Source organism: Bradyrhizobium sp. USDA 4454 (assembly GCF_054822705.1).
Map to the genome: position 1 here is coordinate 4,813,110 of NZ_JBTRCN010000001.1, position 18,471 is coordinate 4,831,580.

16 protein-coding genes are annotated in these 18,471 nt (G+C 63.9%); 9 read left to right on the forward strand and 7 right to left on the reverse strand.

Annotated elements, in window-relative coordinates:
* Window positions 1–55 precede the first annotated feature (55 nt).
* The 5 genes from ACVIW0_RS22655 (at window position 56) to ACVIW0_RS22675 (ending at window position 5,710) form a co-directional block, all read left to right on the forward strand.
* Window positions 56–544, forward strand: coding sequence for a hypothetical protein (locus ACVIW0_RS22655; RefSeq protein ID WP_461354347.1), 489 nt, complete (start codon window positions 56–58; stop codon window positions 542–544).
* A gap of 250 nt (window positions 545–794) precedes the next feature.
* On the forward strand, window positions 795–1,829 hold the full coding sequence (moaA, locus tag ACVIW0_RS22660) for a GTP 3',8-cyclase MoaA (RefSeq protein WP_461354348.1): 1,035 nt from the start codon (window positions 795–797) through the stop codon (window positions 1,827–1,829).
* Window positions 1,830–2,165: 336 nt separating this feature from the next.
* Window positions 2,166–2,705, forward strand: coding sequence for a TRAP transporter small permease subunit (locus tag ACVIW0_RS22665; RefSeq protein WP_461354349.1), 540 nt, complete (start codon window positions 2,166–2,168; stop codon window positions 2,703–2,705).
* On the forward strand, window positions 2,702–4,303 hold the full coding sequence (locus ACVIW0_RS22670) for a TRAP transporter large permease (protein ID WP_461354350.1): 1,602 nt from the start codon (window positions 2,702–2,704) through the stop codon (window positions 4,301–4,303). The genes ACVIW0_RS22665 and ACVIW0_RS22670 overlap by 4 nt, the downstream gene beginning before the upstream one ends.
* Window positions 4,304–4,420: 117 nt before the next feature.
* Complete coding sequence (locus ACVIW0_RS22675; protein ID WP_461354351.1) at window positions 4,421–5,710, forward strand: M20/M25/M40 family metallo-hydrolase; 1,290 nt, start codon at window positions 4,421–4,423, stop codon at window positions 5,708–5,710.
* A 34-nt stretch (window positions 5,711–5,744) separates the two neighbouring features.
* On the opposite strand, the gene ACVIW0_RS22680 is transcribed toward ACVIW0_RS22675, so the two are convergent.
* From ACVIW0_RS22680 to ACVIW0_RS22710, 7 genes are all read right to left on the reverse strand, one after another.
* On the reverse strand, window positions 5,745–7,079 hold the full coding sequence (locus tag ACVIW0_RS22680; protein ID WP_461354352.1) for a sensor histidine kinase: 1,335 nt from the start codon (window positions 7,077–7,079) through the stop codon (window positions 5,745–5,747).
* A gap of 2 nt (window positions 7,080–7,081) precedes the next feature.
* Complete coding sequence (locus ACVIW0_RS22685) at window positions 7,082–7,756, reverse strand: response regulator transcription factor (RefSeq protein ID WP_461354353.1); 675 nt, start codon at window positions 7,754–7,756, stop codon at window positions 7,082–7,084.
* Window positions 7,757–8,060: 304 nt separating this feature from the next.
* On the reverse strand, window positions 8,061–9,149 hold the full coding sequence (locus ACVIW0_RS22690) for a TRAP transporter substrate-binding protein (RefSeq protein WP_461354354.1): 1,089 nt from the start codon (window positions 9,147–9,149) through the stop codon (window positions 8,061–8,063).
* A gap of 246 nt (window positions 9,150–9,395) precedes the next feature.
* A complete protein-coding gene (locus tag ACVIW0_RS22695; RefSeq protein WP_461354355.1) occupies window positions 9,396–10,484 on the reverse strand; it encodes a TRAP transporter substrate-binding protein in 1,089 nt (362 codons plus the stop codon).
* Window positions 10,485–10,792: 308 nt separating this feature from the next.
* Entirely contained in the window at window positions 10,793–11,029 is a 237-nt protein-coding gene (locus tag ACVIW0_RS22700; protein WP_461354356.1) for a hypothetical protein, read from the reverse strand.
* Window positions 11,030–11,248: 219 nt separating this feature from the next.
* The gene (locus tag ACVIW0_RS22705) at window positions 11,249–12,379 is read right to left on the reverse strand and encodes an Mrp/NBP35 family ATP-binding protein (protein WP_461354357.1); all 1,131 of its coding nucleotides are present in this window, start codon (window positions 12,377–12,379) and stop codon (window positions 11,249–11,251) included.
* A 56-nt stretch (window positions 12,380–12,435) separates the two neighbouring features.
* A complete protein-coding gene (locus ACVIW0_RS22710) occupies window positions 12,436–12,873 on the reverse strand; it encodes a VOC family protein (RefSeq protein ID WP_461354358.1) in 438 nt (145 codons plus the stop codon).
* A 215-nt stretch (window positions 12,874–13,088) separates the two neighbouring features.
* On the opposite strand from ACVIW0_RS22710, the gene ACVIW0_RS22715 reads away from it, so the two are divergent.
* From ACVIW0_RS22715 to ACVIW0_RS22730, 4 genes are all read left to right on the forward strand, one after another.
* Entirely contained in the window at window positions 13,089–13,961 is an 873-nt protein-coding gene (locus tag ACVIW0_RS22715; RefSeq protein ID WP_461354359.1) for an NAD(P)-dependent oxidoreductase, read from the forward strand.
* A 911-nt stretch (window positions 13,962–14,872) separates the two neighbouring features.
* Window positions 14,873–15,073, forward strand: a complete 201-nt coding sequence (locus ACVIW0_RS22720; RefSeq protein WP_461354360.1) for a hypothetical protein — start codon at window positions 14,873–14,875, stop codon at window positions 15,071–15,073.
* Between the two features lie 323 nt (window positions 15,074–15,396).
* Window positions 15,397–15,966: a peptidase S14 gene (locus tag ACVIW0_RS22725; protein ID WP_461354361.1), complete on the forward strand. Its 570-nt coding sequence runs from the start codon at window positions 15,397–15,399 to the stop codon at window positions 15,964–15,966.
* An 874-nt stretch (window positions 15,967–16,840) separates the two neighbouring features.
* On the forward strand, window positions 16,841–18,445 hold the full coding sequence (locus ACVIW0_RS22730) for a sensor histidine kinase (protein WP_461354362.1): 1,605 nt from the start codon (window positions 16,841–16,843) through the stop codon (window positions 18,443–18,445).
* Window positions 18,446–18,471 lie beyond the last annotated feature (26 nt).

The following is an 18,471-nucleotide window of genomic DNA, read 5'->3' on the forward strand; positions in this document are numbered from 1 at the left end:
CGCCCCTATGGTCCGCCCGGGGATTGTGGCTGATTGCCGCAGTAGAGTGTGGATCATGCGTCGTATCATCGTGTTCGCGGCCGCCGGGCTGAGCCTGGCCGGCTGCTCCTCCTTCTCATGGGATTCGTTCAAGTCGGCGCCGCCGCCGATGCAGGTGCAACTGGACTCGGCGCCGCAGGGTGCCGATGCCGTGACCTCGCTCGGACCGGGCTGCAAGACGCCCTGCAGCGTCTCGGTCCCGACGCCGGAGGCCAACTTCACCGTCACCTTCAACATGCCCAAGTTCCAGCCGGCGACGGTGCCGGTGACCGTGACCCGCACGCCGGGCGACTTCACCAGCCCGGCCACCACCACGCTCGATCCGAGCCCGGTGTTCGCCGAGCTGCAACCCGCCGGCCCGCCGCCGCGCGCGCACAAGGCGATGCGGCCGAAAAAGAAGCCGAAGCCGGCTGCCGCCGCCGCGGCTCCTGCCGCCGCTCCGGATTCCGCGTTCCCCGCCCCGGCTGCGGCGCCGCCAGCCGCCGCGCCAGCATCGACGCGCTAGCACTGCGCGAGATTTGCACTGCACAAAAGCCCGGCCGCAAGCCGGGCTTTTTGCATTGCGTGGAGGCACATCGGCGATTGCGATCATGCATCACGCGATATGGCTCACCTATCGCTTTGCGATTGGGATTGCATGTTGCGTATCCTCCCTTGGAACGCATTGTGACAACGTGCCAACATGCATAGATTGCGGGTGCGCGGCGCCGATCACGGCGCGGCACGCAAGCAACCGATTGCAAGGCCCGGGTTGAATGAACGTCTCAACGCAAGCGCAGTCCGACACGCTGTTTCGTCCGATGACCGACCCGTTCGGCCGGACCATCCGTTACCTGCGCGTCTCCGTCACCGACCGCTGCGACCTGCGCTGCTTCTACTGCATGTCCGAGGACATGACCTTCCTGCCCAAGGCCGACCTGCTGACCTTGGAAGAGCTCGACCGGCTCTGCTCGGCCTTCGTCGCCAAGGGCGTGCGCAAGATCCGCCTCACCGGCGGCGAGCCGCTGGTCCGCCGCAACGTGATGGGCCTGGTGCGCTCGCTGTCGCGGCATCTGACCACCGGCGCGCTCGACGAACTGACGCTGACCACCAACGGCTCGCAGCTCGCCCGCTTCGCCCAGGAGCTGGCCGATTGCGGCGTGCGCCGCGTCAACGTCTCGCTCGACACGCTGGACCCCGCCAAATTCCGCGCCATCACCCGCTGGGGCGACATCGACAAGGTGCTGTCCGGCATCGAGGCGGCGCGCTCAGCCGGGCTCGCGGTCAAGATCAACGCGGTCGCGCTGAAGAACATCAACGAGGACGAGATCCCGGCGCTAATGGAGTGGGCGCATGGCAAGGGCATGGGCCTGACCCTGATCGAGGTGATGCCGATGGGCGACATCGGCGAAGGCCGGATCGATCAGTACGTGCCGCTGTCGCTGCTGCGCGCGCGGCTCGAGAAGCACTACACGCTGACCGACCTCGCCGACGACACCGGCGGCCCTGCCCGCTATGTCGCCGTCGCCGAGACCGGCGGCAAGCTCGGCTTCATCACGCCGATGACCCACAATTTCTGCGAATCCTGCAACCGGGTGCGGATCACCTGCACCGGCACGCTGCACACCTGCCTCGGCCATGAGGACGCCTCCGACCTGCGCCGGCCGCTGCGCGCCTCCGACGACAACGACCTGCTCGCGGCGGCGATCGACCGCGCCATCGGGCTGAAGCCGAAGGGGCACGATTTCATCATCGACCGCCGCCATAACCGCCCGAGCGTCAGCCGCCACATGAGCGTCACCGGCGGCTAGCCTCCGTAGCTTCCCGGATGCCTTGGCCGCTCCCGTTTTACCAAGGCGGGACAACGGTTTGCCGCGCCGTCAATTTGCCCATTTTCCGATTGACGGCGCTACCCGGCGCTGATTTGGTGCCTCAGCTTTCACGCTAGTGTGGCCGGATAGGCCGTTGCCCTGCCGTCGGCGCCCACCGACGATCCGGCAGCCAAGAACGGCGGAAGCGGATTTCGGGGGAGGATGAACGTTTGCAACTGCTCCTGAAAGTGAGCCGTGGCTCCGTGCGTCTGCGCGCGGCGGCCAGATGATGCTTGAAATTTTCGGCGCGCCGATGGCGCGGCCACGGAGATCTTGATGCGCCCATTGTTGGCACTCAGTCAGGCCATCGACCGACTGAACGAGAAGATCGGCTACGTCTGCAACCTGCTGGTGCTGATCTCCTGTCTGGTCAGCGCCGGCAACGCCATGATCCGCTACGCCTTCAGCTACTCCTCGAACGGCTGGCTCGAGGCGCAGTGGTACATGTTCGCAATCCTCGTGATGTTCGGCGCCTCCTACACCTTCAAGCGCAACGAGCACGTCCGCGTCGAGATCCTCTATCTGATGCTGTCGGAACGCGGCCAGCTCTGGCTCGACCTGATCGGCACGCTATGCTTTCTGATCCCCTCCTGCCTGCTGCTCGCTTACCTGTCCTGGCCGTTCTTCTACCAGGCCTATGCGGTCGGCGAGATGAGCGGCAATGCCGGCGGCTTGCTGCGCTGGCCGATCAAGTTCGTCATCCCGTCCGGCTTCGTGATGCTTGCGTTGCAAGGCGTCTCAGAGGTGATCAAGCGGATCGCCGCGCTGCAGGGCTATGTGACCATCGACGCGAAGTATGAGAGGCCGACGCAATGATCACGCTGGAGATGATGCCGCCTCTGATGTTCGGCGGCCTGATCATAGCGATGCTGATCGGCTATCCGGTGGCGTTCACGCTCGCCGCGGTCGGCCTGTCGTTCGGGTTCCTCTCGATCTGGCTCGGCTTCTTCGACCTCAACTTCCTGCAGGCGATCCCGGGCCGCATCTTCGGCAGCGTGCTGTCCAACGAGCTGCTGCTCGCGATCCCGTTCTTCACCTTCATGGGCGCGATATTGGAGCGATGCGGGCTCGCCGAGGACATGCTGGATTCGATGGGCCAGCTGTTCGGCCCGATCCGCGGCGGCCTCGGCTATTCCGTGATCATCGTCGGCTTCATCCTCGGCGCCATCACCGGCACGGTGGCGGCGCAGGTGATCGCGATGGCGCTGATCTCGATGCCGGTGATGATCCGCTACGGCTACAACATCCGCTACATCACCGGCGTGCTCGCCGCCTCCGGCACCATCACGCAACTCGTCCCGCCCTCTCTCGTCCTGATCGTGCTCGCCGACCAGCTCGGCAAGTCGGTCGGCGACATGTATCTCGGCGCCTGGGGCCCGTCGGTGTTCCAGATCCTGCTGTTCGCCGGCTACACCTTCCTGCTCGGCATCTTCAAGCCGAGCCACGTGCCCGCGGTGCCGATCGAGGCGCGCACGCTGACCGGCTGGGCGCTGTGGAAGAAGTGCCTGCTCGGCATCATCCCGTCCGCGGTGCTGATCTTCGTCGTGCTCGGCACCATGATGATGGGCCTTGCGACCCCGACCGAAGCCGGCGCCATGGGTGCGGTCGGCGCCATCGTGCTCGCCGCCATCCACCACAAGGACTTCAGCGCGACCGGGCGCAAGGTGCTGATCATCGGCGTGATCGCCGGCGGCATCGGCACCATCATCGCGATGCTCTACAGTGAGAACCTGATTTTCAGGCTCGCGTTCGCGGTCACCTATCTCGCGGTGGTCTGGATCTGCCTCGAGGCCGTCAAGATCCCCGACCTGCGCGACCTTATCAAGCAGGGCTACGAGACCACCATGCGCATCACCTGCATGGTCACCTTCATCCTGATCGGCTCGACCTGCTTCTCGGTGGTGTTCCTCGGCGTGTCCGGCGGCGTCTGGCTCGAGCACCTCCTGACCTCGCTGCCGGGCGGCGTCTGGGGCTTCCTGATCTTCATCAACCTCTTCATCTTCTTCCTGGCGTTCTTCCTCGACTTCTTCGAGATCGCCTTCATCATCCTGCCGATGATCGCGCCGATCGCGCAGAAGGTGCTGGCGCCGGTTGTCGGTCCCGACGCTGCGCTGATCTGGTTCGGCGTGATGCTCTGCGTCAACATGCAGACCTCGTTCCTGCATCCACCGTTCGGCTTCGCGCTGTTCTATCTGCGCGGCGTGGCGCCGAAGGAAGTGAAGAGCTCCGACATCTACTGGGGCGCCATGCCCTGGATCGGGCTGCAGGCGATCATGGTGGCGCTGGTGATCGCATTCCCCGTCGTCGTCACCGGACTGCTCGACAAGCCGCTCGACGTCGATCTCAACAAGGTCAAGATCGAGGTGCCGCAGATCGAGCTGCCACCGCTCGATTTCGGGCAACCGAAGCAATAGCCGACGTCGACCCGTTCAGCGTGCCCTGCGGGAGCGAGGCACGCTGGAACCGTTGACGGCGGCGTCGAGTCCTGTGAAGGGGATAGGGATCGTCCTCCAACTCGCAGACCTCCGCCCATGCCCCAACCGCATCCCGCCCGCCCGTTCGTTCGCCCGCTCGTCGCCTCCCTCGGCATGCTGTTTGCTGCTGCCGTGGCGCATGCGGAGCCGGCGGCCGACCTTCGCGCGTTGGCGCAGCAGGAGCAGCAGCCGCTGCTCGACACCCTGCGCGACCTCGTGCAGATCGAATCCGGCAGCAAGGACATCGAAGGCCTCAACCAGATCGCGGCGCGGATCGCCGGCCAGCTCAAGCAGCTCGGCGGCAGCGTGGACATCCTGCAAACCACCGACATCTATCGCCTCGACGACACGCCCGAGACGATCGGCCCGGCCGTGCAGGCCGTGTTCAAGGGCACCGGCAGCGCCAAGATCATGCTGATCGCGCATATGGACACGGTGTATCTCAAGGGCATGCTGAAGGACCAACCGTTCCGCGTTGATGGCGACAAGGCCTATGGCCTCGGCATTGCCGACGACAAGCAGGGCATCGCCACCATCCTGCACAGCGTGGCGCTGCTGCAGAAGCTCAACTTCAAGGACTACGGCACGCTGACGGTGCTGATCAACGGCGACGAGGAGATCTCCTCGCCCGGCTGGCGCTCAACCATCACCCGCCTCGCCGCCGATCAGGATGCCGTGTTCTCGTTCGAAGGCAGCGATGCCAGCGGCACGCTCCGCCTCGCCACCAGCGGCATCGGCTCGGCCTATCTGACCGTGCACGGCAAGTCGTCGCATGCGGGCGCACGGCCGGAAGGTGGCGTGAATGCGCTCTACGAGCTGTCGCACCAGGTGCTGCAGATGAAGGACCTGTCGAAGCCCGAACAGGGCCTGAAGCTGAACTGGACGGTTTCCAAATCCGGCACCAACCGCAACGTGATCCCCGCCGAGGCCACCGCGCAGGCCGATGCGCGCGCGCTCAAGGTGTCCGACTTCGACGAGCTCGAGAAGGCGCTGCACGACAAGATCGAGAACCGCCTGCTGCCCGACTCCAAGGTGGAGGTGAAGTTCGAGGTGCGCCGCCCGCCGCTGGAGGCCACCGACGCCTCGCGCCGCGTCGCCGGCCACGGCAAGACCATCTACCAGGAACTGGGCCTGCCGCTGAACGTCGCCGAGAGGGCGACCGGCGGCGGCACCGACGCCGCCTTTGCCGCGCTCAAGGCCAGGGGAGCCGTGGTCGAAGGCATGGACTTGTCCGGCTTCGGCGCGCACTCCAACGATGCCGAATATGTGCAAATCAACAGCATCGTGCCGCGGCTGTATTTGACCACGCGCATGGTCATGGACCTGTCCGGCGGCAAGCTGAAATAGGCCGGCAGGCCCGCTGCGCGGGATCGCAAGGCGCTCACGCGGACGCCGGCTGTGCCTTGGCGAGGCGGAAGCTCAGCGTGAACTGGGCGCCGCCGGACGCCAGGTTCTCCACCTTGACCGTCGCGTCGTGATCGTCGACGACGCCGCGCACGATCGAGAGCCCAAGCCCGGCGCCATCGGTGCGCTGGCGCTGGCGGTCGCCGCGCCAGAAGCGCTGGAAGATCAGGGCCTGCTCAGCAGGCGCAATCCCCGGCCCGCAGTCGCGCACCTGCACCGAGCCGTTGGCGTGCACCTCGACATCGACCGAGGTCTTGTCGGCGGTGTACTTGATGGCGTTCTCCGCCAGATTGAAGATCGCGCGTTGCAGCATCTCGGCATTGCCTCTGACCTGCACCGGACCGTCGGCACCGCGCAGCGCGATGTCCTTGTGCTGCGCCAGCGCGTAGGGCGCGATCGAGCCGACCACCTCGGCACAGACCGCACGCAGGTCCGCGGTCTCGCCCGGATCCAGCACCAGCGTATCGAGCTCGGCGATCTCCAGGAGCTGGCTGACGATGCGGCTCATGCTTTCGATGTCGGCGTGCAGCTCCCTGGTGCCCTTGGCCGCATCCAGCGTCTCGATCCGGGTCCTCAGGATCGCGAGCGGCGTGCGAAGCTGATGGGCGGCATCTGCGGTGAATTGGCGCTGCGCGTGAAACCCCTCCTCCAGACGGTCGAAGGCCTGGTTGACGGCGGTCACCAGAGGCAGGATCTCGCTCGGAATCCCCTCGGTCGGAAGCCGGATATCGGTTCTGGCAGGTCCGATGCTCCTGGCCTTCTCCGAGGCGCGCAGCAACGGCACGACCGCGCGGCGGAAGATCAGGATGTCGGTCGCAAGCAGGATCAACAGGATCGGGATGGTGATCCAGCCGACCCGACGGAAGAAGTTGGAGACGATGTCGTCGATGATGACGTCGCGATGCGACAGGTCCTCGGCAACCTTGATGCGCAACGCCTGTCCGCCGAGCAGCTTGGTGACGCTGGCACCGGAAATCCGGTCAGCCGCAGCCGGCAGCCGCGGCGGCCCGCGATGCGACGAGAACAGCAGATGATCGTCCGCATCGTAGATGTCGTAGCGGTAACGGCCATAGGCGTCGGAATAGAGCCCCCGCAGGCTGTCGGGCAGATTGAGCTGGACCTTGCCGTCTGAATCGACCGCGAGGTTCTGGCCAAGATCGGCGGCCTGATCGCGCATCGCCTCGCGATGCAGATGGTTGATCTCCGAATTCAGGAGCCACAGCAGCAGCAGCGGCAGGAAGATCGCGGCGACAGCGACCGCCACGATGTGCAGGAACACGATCCGCGAGGTCAGCGACTTGAAGCGGAACACCGCTATTTCTCCTCCGCCATCAGATAGCCCACGCCGCGAATGGTGTGGATGATGACCTTGGCACGGTGCTCGGCGAGCAGCTTGCGCAGGCGCGACACGTAGACCTCGACCGCGTTGGAGGCGACCTCGCCCGACAGGCCGAAGATGTGATCCTCGACGTTCTTCTTCGGCACCACCCGCCCCTGCCGCCGCATCAGGATCTCCAGCACCGAGGTCTCCCGCGCCGAGAACACGTGCGGCGCGCCATCGACGAACACCTGCTTGCTCTCGGTATCGTAAATCAGATTGGCAAGCTTGAGAGAGGAGCCGAGCAGCTGCCCGGGCCGGCGCAGGATGGCTTCGAGTCGCGCCACCAGCTCTTCCAGCGCGAACGGCTTCGCCAGATAGTCGTCGGCGCCGCCGCGCAGGCCGTTGACCCGATCCTGCAACCCGTTGCGCGCGGTCAGCACCAGCACCGGAAGCGGGTCGCTCCTGCGGCGCAGCTCCGACAGCACCGCCAGGCCATCGCCGTCGGGCAGGCTGAGATCGAGGATCATGGCAGCATAGCTGACGCTGCGCAGTGCATCCCGCGCCTCGGCAACGCTGTTGACGATGTCGGATTCATATCCCGCCGCCATCAGCCCGCTGGCGAGCAGCCTGGAGAGTTCGACGTTATCCTCGACGATCAGAAGGCGCATCGCAGCAATCCTGTCTTCATTCCATCGGGTTTCTGTTTGCTGTCGCCAAGACAGGACGCATGCAAAGGTGACGTCTCGGTGGCGACACGAGGGCCATGTTGCTCGCTCCGGCTGTTTCCGCGCTGAAAATAGATAACTGCCTCCCCGCCGCAATCAAAATCAGCGCCCGGCGCGCCATCATTCGAATTCGTGCAAGGCTGACGTTAGCCGGCCATGACAAGATGACGTGCAGTCGTGATCGCGGCATGGAAAAGCCCCGAAGCTTTCGCTCCGAGGCCGATTTCCCGTCCAACGCGGCGCGCGGTCACACCTGGGAGTGGCGCGCCATGAAATTGTCGTAGCCGACTTCGGCGACCTGGAACCACTGATAGCCGCTGTTGGAGAACGACGTCAGCGAGTCGTAGACTTTCTTGAAGTTGGCGTTGCTCGCCGCTACCTCGTTGTGCAGCTCCTTGGCCGCCTTGAACGAGGCTTCCATCACCGGTGCCGGGAACGGACGCAGCTTGGTGCCGCTGGCGAGCAGCTTCTTCAGCGCGAGCGGATTGGCCTGATCGTAACGTGCCATCATCCAGTTGTTGGCGAGATGGCCGGCCTGTTCGAGCACGTTGCGATAATATTTCGGCAGCGCATTCCACTTGTCGAGATTGATCATCGCCACCAGCATCGGGCCGCCTTCCCACCAGCCGGGGAAGTAGTAATTCGGCGCGACCTTGTAGAGACCGAGCTTCTCGTCGTCATAGGGTCCGACCCATTCCGCCGCGTCGATCGTGCCCTTCTCGAGCGCCGGATAGATGTCGCCGCCGGCAAGCTGCTGCGGCACGCAGCCGAGCTTCTGCATCACGCGCCCGGCAAAGCCGCCGATCCGGAATTTCAGGCCGTTGAGATCGTCGACGCTGTTGATCTCCTTGCGGAACCAACCGCCCATCTGGCAGCCGGTGTTGCCGGCCAGCAGCGAGGTGACGTTGTAGTTCTTGTAGAAGTCGTTCAGCAGCTCCTTGCCGCCGCCGAGAATGTACCAGGCCTGGTTCAACCGCATGTTCGGCCCGAACGGCACCGAGGAGCCGAAGGTGAAGGTCGGGTCCTTGCCGAAGTAATAATACGGCGCGGTGTGGCCCATCTCGACCGTGCCGTTCTGCACCGCGTCGAGCACCTGGAGGCCGGGCACGATCTCGCCGGCAGCAAAGGTCTGGATCTGGAATTTGTTGTCGGTGGCCTCACCGACCGCCTTGGCCATCAGTTCGGCGCCGCCGTGCAGCGTGTCGAGCGTCTTCGGCCAGCTGGTGGTCAGGCGCCATTTCAGCTCCGGCATCGACTGCGCGATCGCTGGTGCTGCAACGGTCGTGGCACCGGCGACGCCCAGTCCCGTGACCTTGATGAAATCCCTGCGCTTCATTTTTGAAATCCTGCCCTGTGTAATTGTTGTCCGAGCGTCGACTGCTTCGTATCGTCGCGCTGCTTTTCTTTGCCGTCGTGACCGGTTACCGGTCACGCGCCGCCTTCGTGCCGAGGCTTCGGGTGCGAGCATGGAACATCCCCTTGCCGAATGCCAGACGCAAAAAACCCGGCCTTCTTGTGAAGGCCGGGCTACTTAAGTTGAATTTTTTGCGGCGTTCTCTTCTCGCGAACGCTTGAGACGCTGTTAGCCGCGGGTACGCGAGCGGATCATAAAGCTGTCGAAGGTGTATTCGGCGACCTGCCACCACAGATACTGGTCGGAGCGGTAGGCCTGCATGGCATCGATCGACTTCTTGAAATCGGCATTCTTGGCCGAGATCTCACCCCACAGCTCGTTGGTCGCCTTGAGGCAGGCCTCGAGCACTTCGTTGGTGAACGGACGCAGCTGCGTGCCGCTGGCAACCAGCCGCTTCAGCGCGGTCGGGTTCTGCATGTCGTAGCGCGCAGCCATCCAGCTGTTGGCGTTGGCGGTCGCGTTGGTCAGGATCGCCTGGTAGCTCTTCGGCAGCGCGTTCCACTTTTCCAGGTTGCAGTAGGCGTGCACGGTCGGGCCGCCTTCCCAGAAGCCCGGATAGTAATAGTACTTGGCGACCTTCTGGAAGCCGAGCTTCTCGTCGTCATAGGGACCGACCCACTCGGCAGCGTCGATGGTGCCCTTTTCGAGCGCCGGATAGATGTCGCCGCCGGCGAGCTGCTGCGGCACCACGCCGACCTTCTGCAACACCTGGCCGGCGATGCCGCCGATCCGGAATTTGAGGCCAGAGAGATCGGCGACCGTCTTGATCTCCTTGCGGAACCAGCCGCCCATCTGGGTGCCGGTGTTGCCGCAGGGGAAACCGATCACGCCGAACTTCTTGAAGAACTCGTTGCCGAGCGCCTCACCGCCGCCCTGGTACCACCAGGAATTCTGCATGCGCGCGTTGAGGCCGAACGGCACCGACGCGTAGATCGCAAAGGTCGGATCCTTGCCGACATAGTAGTAGGACACGGTGTGGCACATCTCGACGGTGCCGTTGGAGGTCGCGTCCAGCGCCTGCAGGCCGGGGACGATTTCGCCCGCCGCGAACACCTGGATCTGGAACTTGTTGTCGGTCATTTCGGCGACGTACTTCGCCACCTGCTCGGCGCCGCCATAGATGGTGTCCAGCGACTTCGGGAAGCTCGAGGTCAGGCGCCACTTGATTTCAGGCGAGGACTGCGCAATCGCCGGCGCGGCAACCGCCGTCGCGGCAGCACCGGCCGCAGACACTTTCAAAAAATCACGACGCTTCATCGTAAGGCTTCTCCTTGAGGGGCGTTTCCCAATGACCGCAAGCGGTTCTCCGGCAGGACGCTGGAAGGCCTGCCGGGGCGCTCTGGGTCGGCCCTTTACCACGGAAGGAGCCGTCACGGAAACGCGACAATGGCATGACCGCGCCAATTAAACGAAAGTCTGATGACGCAGGAAATCGGCTGGAAAATGCGGGCTCGGGCGGTGGCGATGACGTCTTGAAGCCACACGCGGCGCAAGCCTGCGATCAGCGGTAAATCGCCGCGTGCGGGCCATCCCACCCGCCCACAACCACCGGGCGACCAAGGCAATCAGCGCCGCGTCGTCTCGCGCGCCTTCTTGGCCTTGTCGGCCAAATAGCGCCCGCGCCGGATCCAGCTTTGCGCGGTGGTCTTGCTGACGCCATAGGTCTTGGCGATCGCCTCGGCGGCCTCGCCGATCGAGTCGGATTTCTTGGCGACGTTGAACGCCAGGCGGGAGGCCTCTTCGCGCTTCTCCCGCGTCAGATGCTTGCGGCGTGGTTTCTTTGCTTCGCGTGATGCTGCCATATCGACGGTCGTCCACGACCCTTCTGCCGTTCGGCCTCACCCCTGGCCGCCTTCGACCAATACACGGGTGGTACGATTCGGCCGCTGCTGCACAAACATACAGGCCGAAATCGATTCAGCAATCGTCCAGAAGGCACCAAGGGCGACAGGCCTGTGAAGAAAGGCCCACCGCGCGCCGGCATTTCAGGCCGGTCGGCTCGCCGGGACAGCACCGTGGGCTCAGGCGGCGGCAATCACGCCTTGCAGCTGCTCGCGGACCTTGCCGCCGATCGCGCGGTAAATCGCCGCGTGCGGGCCGTCCGGCTCGCTCTCGACCACCGGGTTACCGGAATCGGAGGCGGTGCGGATCGCGATATGCAGGGGGACCTCGCCGAGGAACGGCACCCCGAGCTTCTCGGCCTCGTGGCGGGCGCCGCCATGGCCGAAGATGTCCGAGCGGGTGCCGCAATGCGGGCACTGGAAATAGCTCATGTTCTCGACGATGCCGAGCACCGGCACGTTGACCTTCTTGAACATCGCCAGCCCCCGCCGTGCGTCGATCAGCGAGAGGTCCTGCGGCGTCGAGATGATGACGGCGCCCTTGAGCGGGACGTTCTGCGCCAGCGTCAGCTGGGCATCGCCGGTGCCGGGCGGCATGTCGACGACCAGCACGTCGAGGGTGCCCCAGGCGACGTCGCGCAGCATCTGGGTGATCGCCGACATCACCATTGGCCCGCGCCAGATCATCGCGGTGTCCTCCTCGACCAAAAAGCCGATCGACATGATCGACAGGCCGAAGCGCTGCAGCGGCACCATCTTCTTGTCGTCGTTGAGCTGCGGCTTCTCGCGGATGCCGGTCAGCCGCGGCACCGACGGGCCGTAGATGTCGGCGTCGAGCAGCCCGACCCGCAGGCCGAGGTCGCGCAGGCCGAGCGCAAGGTTGAGCGCGGTGGTCGACTTGCCGACCCCGCCCTTGCCACTGGCAACTGCGATGACGGCGGCGATGCCGGGAATCTCGGCCTGACGCGCCATCGGCGATTGCGCGCCGGGCGGGTGCGGATGACGATGCGCGGATGCGGGCGGGACGCCGCCGGCCGGCCGCGGCGCAGGCGCCGCAGCGCCCGCCTTGCGCTCGGCGGTCAGCGCGATCATCGCGACGCTGACGCCGGGAATGGCGCGCACGGCGGTCTCGGCCTGCGCCCGCACGCTCTCCCAGGCGCGGGCCTCGGCGGCATCGACATTGATCGAGAAGAACACCTTGCCGTCGGTGACCGTGATCGCCGACAGCACATTGGCGTTGGTCAAGGGGACGCCGCGCGGCGACATCACCCTGGCAAGGCAATCGAGAACCTGTTGCTGCGTCACGCTCACGCCGTACCTCCCAGAAAATTCAAGGGAGCACCCATAGAGCGTTGCAGCGCAAAAGGCTACCTCGCTCCGACGTCGTCGCGCCGCTCGGCTGGTGCTGCCGCGCCGCCTTCCTTGGCGGCCTCGTAGTTCAATTCGATCATCACCCCGTTGGGGTCGTTGACGAAGATCTGCCAGAGATCGCCGCCGGGAACCTGGCGCGAGTCGAACTCCATGCCCTTGGCCTGCAGCCGTTGGCGCATCCCGTCGAAGCCCCGGCTGGCAAAGGCGACATGATGGACGACGCCCGAGTCGGGCTTTTGTGCCTCGTCGGTCGCGGAAATATCGACCAGATGCACCACCGCCTTGCCCTCGCTGTACATCCACGCTCCGGGGAACGCGAAGTTCGGCCGCGCGCCCTTTTCGAGGCCCAGAATGTCCTCATAGAACCGCACCGTGGCGGCGAGATTGCGGGTCCGGATATTGAAATGATCGAGCACACCGACGCTCATGCCCATGCGAGACACTCCCTTTTTTGTGAGGTTCTTTGGTAGCCCGATCCTAGCACAAAACCAGGGTCTGCCATCCAACGAAGCCGTTGCCCTCCGCTGCGCAGGGGGTATGGTGCGGCTCCTTCCATGGACGGAATGCCCTGCCCGGCGCGCCGTTGCCGGCACGCCCAAGGGGCCATCACCACGGCAAATCACAAGGTATCAGACACAAGGTAGCAGATATGGCTAAAGTCGCTTTTCTCGGTCTCGGCGTAATGGGCTTCCCGATGGCGGGGCACCTCGTGAACAAAGGCGGCCATGAGGTCACCGTGTACAACCGGACCGCGGCGAAGGCGAAGCAATGGGCCGACAAGTTCGGCGGCAAGACCGCAGCCACGCCGAAGGCCGCCGCCGAAGGTCAGGACTTCGTGATGTGCTGCGTCGGCAATGACAACGACCTGCGCGCGGTCACGATCGGCCCGGACGGTGCCTTTGCCGGGATGAAGAAGGGCGCGACCTTCGTCGATCACACCACCGCCTCCGCCGAGGTCGCCCGCGAGCTCGATGCCGCCGCCGCCAAGGCCGGCTTCAAATTCGTCGACGCGCCGGTGTCCGGCGGCCAGGCCGGCGCCGAGAACGGCGTGCTGACGGTGATGTGCGGCGGCAGCGAGGACGCCTATGCCGGCGCCGAGCCAGTTATCACCGGCTCTTATGCGCGGATGTGCAAATTGCTTGGACCGGCGGGCGCGGGCCAACTGACAAAAATGGTCAACCAGATCTGCATCGCCGGCCTGGTGCAGGGCCTCTCCGAGGGCATCCACTTCGCCAAGAAGAGCGGCCTCGACGTCACCGCTGTGATCGAGACCATCTCGAAGGGCGCGGCGCAGTCCTGGCAGATGGAGAACCGCTACAAGACCATGAACGAGGGCAAGTACGATTTCGGCTTCGCCGTCGAATGGATGCGCAAGGATCTCTCGATCGCGCTGGCGGAAGCCCGCCGCAACGGCGCCACCCTGCCCGCCACCGCGCTGGTCGACCAGTTCTATGCCGAGGTCGAGAAGATGGGCGGCAAGCGCTGGGATACGTCGAGCCTGCTGGCAAGGCTGCAGCGCTAGGAATCATCACGGTTCGCGAGACGCAACTGTCATTGCGAGCCACCCGGTCGGCGCGAAGCGCCGGCGGATGACAGGCTCCGCGAAGCAATCCATCTGCCCGCTTTCGCGGAAGCATGGATTGCTTCGTCGCTCCAGCGCAAAATTGCCTCGCAATTTTGTCGCGAGCTCCTCGCAATGACGACCGAATGCGAGTCACACTTCAGCGCCGTGTGAGCCGCCGGCGGGTCATCTGCCCCGCAGCGCCGTCTCCCGAAGAAAATCCCCCTCGAAGCCGCGCGCTGCCAAAACATCGAAAACAACCCCATGCAAAGGAGCCGGCCGGCCGCCGGCATTCGATTTGTCAACTTGACACGTCGGGCAAATCAGGGGCACACTTCCAGTATTCCGAAATTGTAATTTCTAGTTGGCGGTTTAGTGCACTGCCACCGTCGTCGCAGGACTATGAGGTCCTATGAGGCTACGAGGCGCGGAAGACCGGCAAGTCTGCGGCGACTGTGAAGAAGGTGGTCAAGAAGGTCCAATCTCAGCCGCAGGGGTAACAGACGACGATACTGCCGAGGTAGGCGGTATGGTTCCGCGAAAGGAACAAAATTCCGGCTCCTCCACGTACGTATTGAGAAAATCTAGGAGCAGATTCACACGGGTTATTTTTGCAGCGGCCGGCCTACGCGATGATAACCCTGCGGGGCAGGTGATTTTCATTTCGTATTTTTTCAGCCCTGAAGACGGCTGCTGCTAATACGTGACAGCGGTCAGCGGTCCAGATTGACCCCAGCATGATCCGGATGCTGGGGTCGTTTTCTTTAGGCGACCTGAGCTGGCATCGACCCATCGCGCATAGGACAGAGACGGTTAGCGGGCGGTCCGCTAGGCGGCGTCCCTCCCGGCGCTCTGGAACGCTCCGGACGCTGATGGATTTTCCGGTCATGAGCGCGGGCGATTACCTGGTGAGGGCGGAACACTACCGGCGGGCCAAGGAGACGGCCGACGACACGTTCACTCGCTATTTTCTCGAGCGGATGGAGCACAGTTATCGCGTCCTGGCTGCGAGCGAAGCAGCCCTCGCGGCTTCGCAAGAAGTGGAGGAGAAACTGAACAATCGGCACGACTAGCCGAACCCATCAGCGTCATAGGTCGCGTTACTCCGCCTTCGGATGATAGTCAGCCGGGCGCTGACCGCCGCCTCGGTACGGCCGAGCTTCTGGCGATCTCGCGCCGCGTCATCCCGGTCTCCCGGATCAATTGCAATAGCTCCGTTCTCTTCTTCAGCGGACCACGATCCTGCTGGCATGAACCCCTCCAACTTGTTCCGTGATGAAATGCCAGTAGTAATTGCAGATTCTTGGAGCCGCGTCCGCCCGGTCCGTGGGCCGATCGGGAACCAGTTACGGCATCTGCGTGTAGTCCAGGACGAAAGCCGCGAAGGGATTGTTAGATGCAACTCGCAACGCTACCGGCCACAGCCTTCAAGTCGCCGGCCATTAGCCTCTCGGGCATTGTCGACTACAACATGTACACCGCCTTTCGAACGCAGTTCGACAACGCGGCCGATAAAGACCTTGTCGTGATCGAACTGTCGACCTTGGGCGGCGACCCCGAGGTCGCCCGAATGATGGGGGAGGACGTGCGGTTCGCGAGTGAGACGGAGCCGCAACGTCGCTTCGTGTTCCTCGGTAAGGCTATGATCTATTCGGCGGGGGTTACGTTCATGAGCTTCTTTGCGCGGCCGAACAGGTACCTCGCGCGCGGCACGCGACTGATGATCCATGAACGCAAGCTTTCGAAGAGCTTGGTGATCGATGGCCCTTTAACAACATGCATTGCGGTTGTGAGAGCGACGCTCAACGAAATCGAATGCTCGATCGCCATACAGAACGAAGGCTTTCAAAATCTAATACTGGGCTCTAACGTAACGATCGATGAGGTCATGCAGAAGGCGCCGTCAAACTGGTATTTGGAGGCGCAGGAGGCGAAGACGTTGGGTCTGATCGAGACGGTTCTGTAACGCCGGAAAGGATGCAACAAGGCTTACTCAGCCTCAGACGGAGGGCTCGGTGGGGGGAGCCCGTAGCGCTTGGCCCGATCGGCGGCCAACTTCCGATAGTCCTTTGCCTGCTGAATGAACTGCGCTTTCAGCCTGGGATCACTCTCCGCGGCGGCGAGGCGCTCAAATTGCAAAGCGTGCTCAATATACTCTGTTAGTAGCTTCATGGTTGCCAAGCGCCAACGCCTTGCTTCGCCGCGCGCTCCGCTCGAAGAACCGGCTCGGGGTGTGGATGCGACGTCATCCGGTAGACGGAAGATCGTTCAAGAGCCTCGACCTGGCAAGCAACCTTCCTCCAGTTATCGGCAACCTCATGGAAGCGCGTCCGGTTCGACTGGTTAGCCCATCCAGCCATTGCTTCATAGGTTTCGGCACGTTGCATCATTACAGTTGGTGACATGTGAGCAGTCTGGACCGACTGGAAAATCCCGCAATTACACAGAGCTACAAATTATGTACCAATTCGAATTACGTAGAATTACGGTGACGCTGCGCTCAACTTCTAGTTGACGATCTAGTCCACTGTCACCGTAATCTGCAATCTTGAGATACGTCGAGCCTGCCGGCACGGCCACAGCGTTAACGCCTCGCATCCCGTCGCGGTAACCCGCGCCGGCGGGTCACTGCCCGTGGCGGCATCTCCCGACATTCGCAAGCGCTGCGACGCTTGCAATTGCGCGCCATTTGCGCAACGGCGCGCCGCCCGCTGCAAAAGTTAATTTAACCTCCGGTTAACGGTTTTCTTTAGCTCTTTAAGTCATCGCTTAATGATTTGGCGTCACAGATAGACAATGCAAAAGGCCCGCGCGGTTCGCTGGCAGGATTTGTGTTGTTTATGAGTAATCCCGCAGAAAGGCCTGAAGTTGTCGCGCTTCCGGCAGGACCTCAGGTGACGGTGCCGGTGAACAGCCGGCGCGTCGCTGCGCAGCGGGTGCGCGAGGCGCGGGATCGGTTAACGTCAACAAGTGGAACCCGCCCGGCGTTCGACGCCGAACTGCTCCGCCAATACGCCCAGACCCGGATCTCAGCCTCCTACGTCGTGATGCTGCTGGTGGTGGCCACCGGCGTGCTGTTCGGGCTCTGGATGAAGCCGATCGTGGCCGGCGCCTGGACCGTCGGCATCCTCTGCGTCCATCTCGCGATCATCCGCAGCTGCGCCCGCTTCCTCGCCGAGCCGACCTCGGTTGCGGTGACCCGCAAATGGCGCACGCGCTTCGTGCTGCTCGACCTGCTCTACGGCCTGTGCTGGACCGCCATCCTGATCCACCCCGCCGGGCGCGATCTCGCCTCCAACACGCTGATGATGTTCCTGATGCTGCTGGTGATCGCGGTCTCCAGCATGCTGGCGGCGAGCCTGCCGATCGCAGCGCTCGCCGCAACCGTTCCGGTGACGATCGGGATCGCACTCGACCTCGTGCTGAACGGCGCGTTCGACAATTACGTGCTGGCGCTGCTGGCGCTGGCCGCCGAGGGCTATTTCGCGCTGCTGGCGCACCGCCTGCATTCGACCACGCTGGCGACGCTGGAGGCCCGCGCCGAAAAGGACGCGCTGATCGGCGAACTGGAACAGGCCAAGGCGATCTCCGACGAGGCGCGGCACCGCGCCGAATCCGCCAACGTCGCCAAGTCGCGCTTCCTGGCCCAGATGAGCCATGAGCTGCGCACGCCGCTCAACGCCATCCTCGGCTTCTCCGAGGTGATGAAGAGCGAGATTTTCGGCGCGCACGCGGTGCCGGTCTACAAGGAATATTCCGCCGACATCCATAATTCCGGTGTGCACCTGCTGAACCTCATCAACGAGATCCTCGATCTGTCGCGCATCGAGGCCGGCCGCTACGAGCTGAACGAGGAGGCGGTGGCGCTGGTGCATGTCGTCGCCGACTGCCATCATCTCTTGAAGCTGCGCGCCTCGAGCCGCGGCATCACCATCCACGAGGTGTTCGAGCACGGCATGCCCCGGATCTGGGGCGACGAGCGCGCCATCCGCCAAGTCGTGCTCAACCTGCTCTCCAACGCGATCAAGTTCACCCCGCAGGGCGGCGAGATCTGGCTGAAGGTCGGCTGGACCGCCTCGGGCGGGCAGTATCTCAGCGTCAAGGACACCGGCAGCGGCATCGCCGAGGACGAGATCCCGATCGTGCTGGCGTCGTTCGGCCAGGGCTCCAACTCGATCAAGTCGGCGGAACAGGGTGCGGGCCTTGGCCTGCCGATCGCGAAGAGCCTGATCGACATGCATGGCGGCACCTTCACGCTGAAATCGAAGCTGCGCATCGGCACCGAGGTGATCGTGACCTTGCCGCCGGAGCGGGTGATGAGCGCGCTGGCACCGATGGCGGAAGAATCGCCGCCGATGCAGCCGGAGCCCGCCGAGCCCACGATGGCCGCCGACCGGAAGAGCGTGCGCCGCAAGTCGATCATGAGTGCCGGCACTGGATTGTAGAGCATGTCGCGGAAAAACGTGACGCG

Bases quoted from the DNA above. Each gene is read 5' to 3' on its own strand.
- ACVIW0_RS22655 (WP_461354347.1), top strand. From the start codon at position 56: ATGCGTCGTATCATCGTGTTCGCGGCCGCCGGGCTGAGCCTGGCCGGC.
- moaA (WP_461354348.1), top strand. From the start codon at position 795: ATGAACGTCTCAACGCAAGCGCAGTCCGACACGCTGTTTCGTCCGATG.
- ACVIW0_RS22665 (WP_461354349.1), top strand. From the start codon at position 2,166: ATGCGCCCATTGTTGGCACTCAGTCAGGCCATCGACCGACTGAACGAG.
- ACVIW0_RS22670 (WP_461354350.1), top strand. From the start codon at position 2,702: ATGATCACGCTGGAGATGATGCCGCCTCTGATGTTCGGCGGCCTGATC.
- ACVIW0_RS22675 (WP_461354351.1), top strand. From the start codon at position 4,421: ATGCCCCAACCGCATCCCGCCCGCCCGTTCGTTCGCCCGCTCGTCGCC.
- ACVIW0_RS22685 (WP_461354353.1), bottom strand. From the start codon at position 7,756: ATGCGCCTTCTGATCGTCGAGGATAACGTCGAACTCTCCAGGCTGCTC.
- ACVIW0_RS22690 (WP_461354354.1), bottom strand. From the start codon at position 9,149: ATGAAGCGCAGGGATTTCATCAAGGTCACGGGACTGGGCGTCGCCGGT.
- ACVIW0_RS22695 (WP_461354355.1), bottom strand. From the start codon at position 10,484: ATGAAGCGTCGTGATTTTTTGAAAGTGTCTGCGGCCGGTGCTGCCGCG.
- ACVIW0_RS22700 (WP_461354356.1), bottom strand. From the start codon at position 11,029: ATGGCAGCATCACGCGAAGCAAAGAAACCACGCCGCAAGCATCTGACG.
- ACVIW0_RS22710 (WP_461354358.1), bottom strand. From the start codon at position 12,873: ATGGGCATGAGCGTCGGTGTGCTCGATCATTTCAATATCCGGACCCGC.
- ACVIW0_RS22715 (WP_461354359.1), top strand. From the start codon at position 13,089: ATGGCTAAAGTCGCTTTTCTCGGTCTCGGCGTAATGGGCTTCCCGATG.
- ACVIW0_RS22720 (WP_461354360.1), top strand. From the start codon at position 14,873: ATGGATTTTCCGGTCATGAGCGCGGGCGATTACCTGGTGAGGGCGGAA.
- ACVIW0_RS22725 (WP_461354361.1), top strand. From the start codon at position 15,397: ATGCAACTCGCAACGCTACCGGCCACAGCCTTCAAGTCGCCGGCCATT.
- ACVIW0_RS22730 (WP_461354362.1), top strand. From the start codon at position 16,841: ATGAGTAATCCCGCAGAAAGGCCTGAAGTTGTCGCGCTTCCGGCAGGA.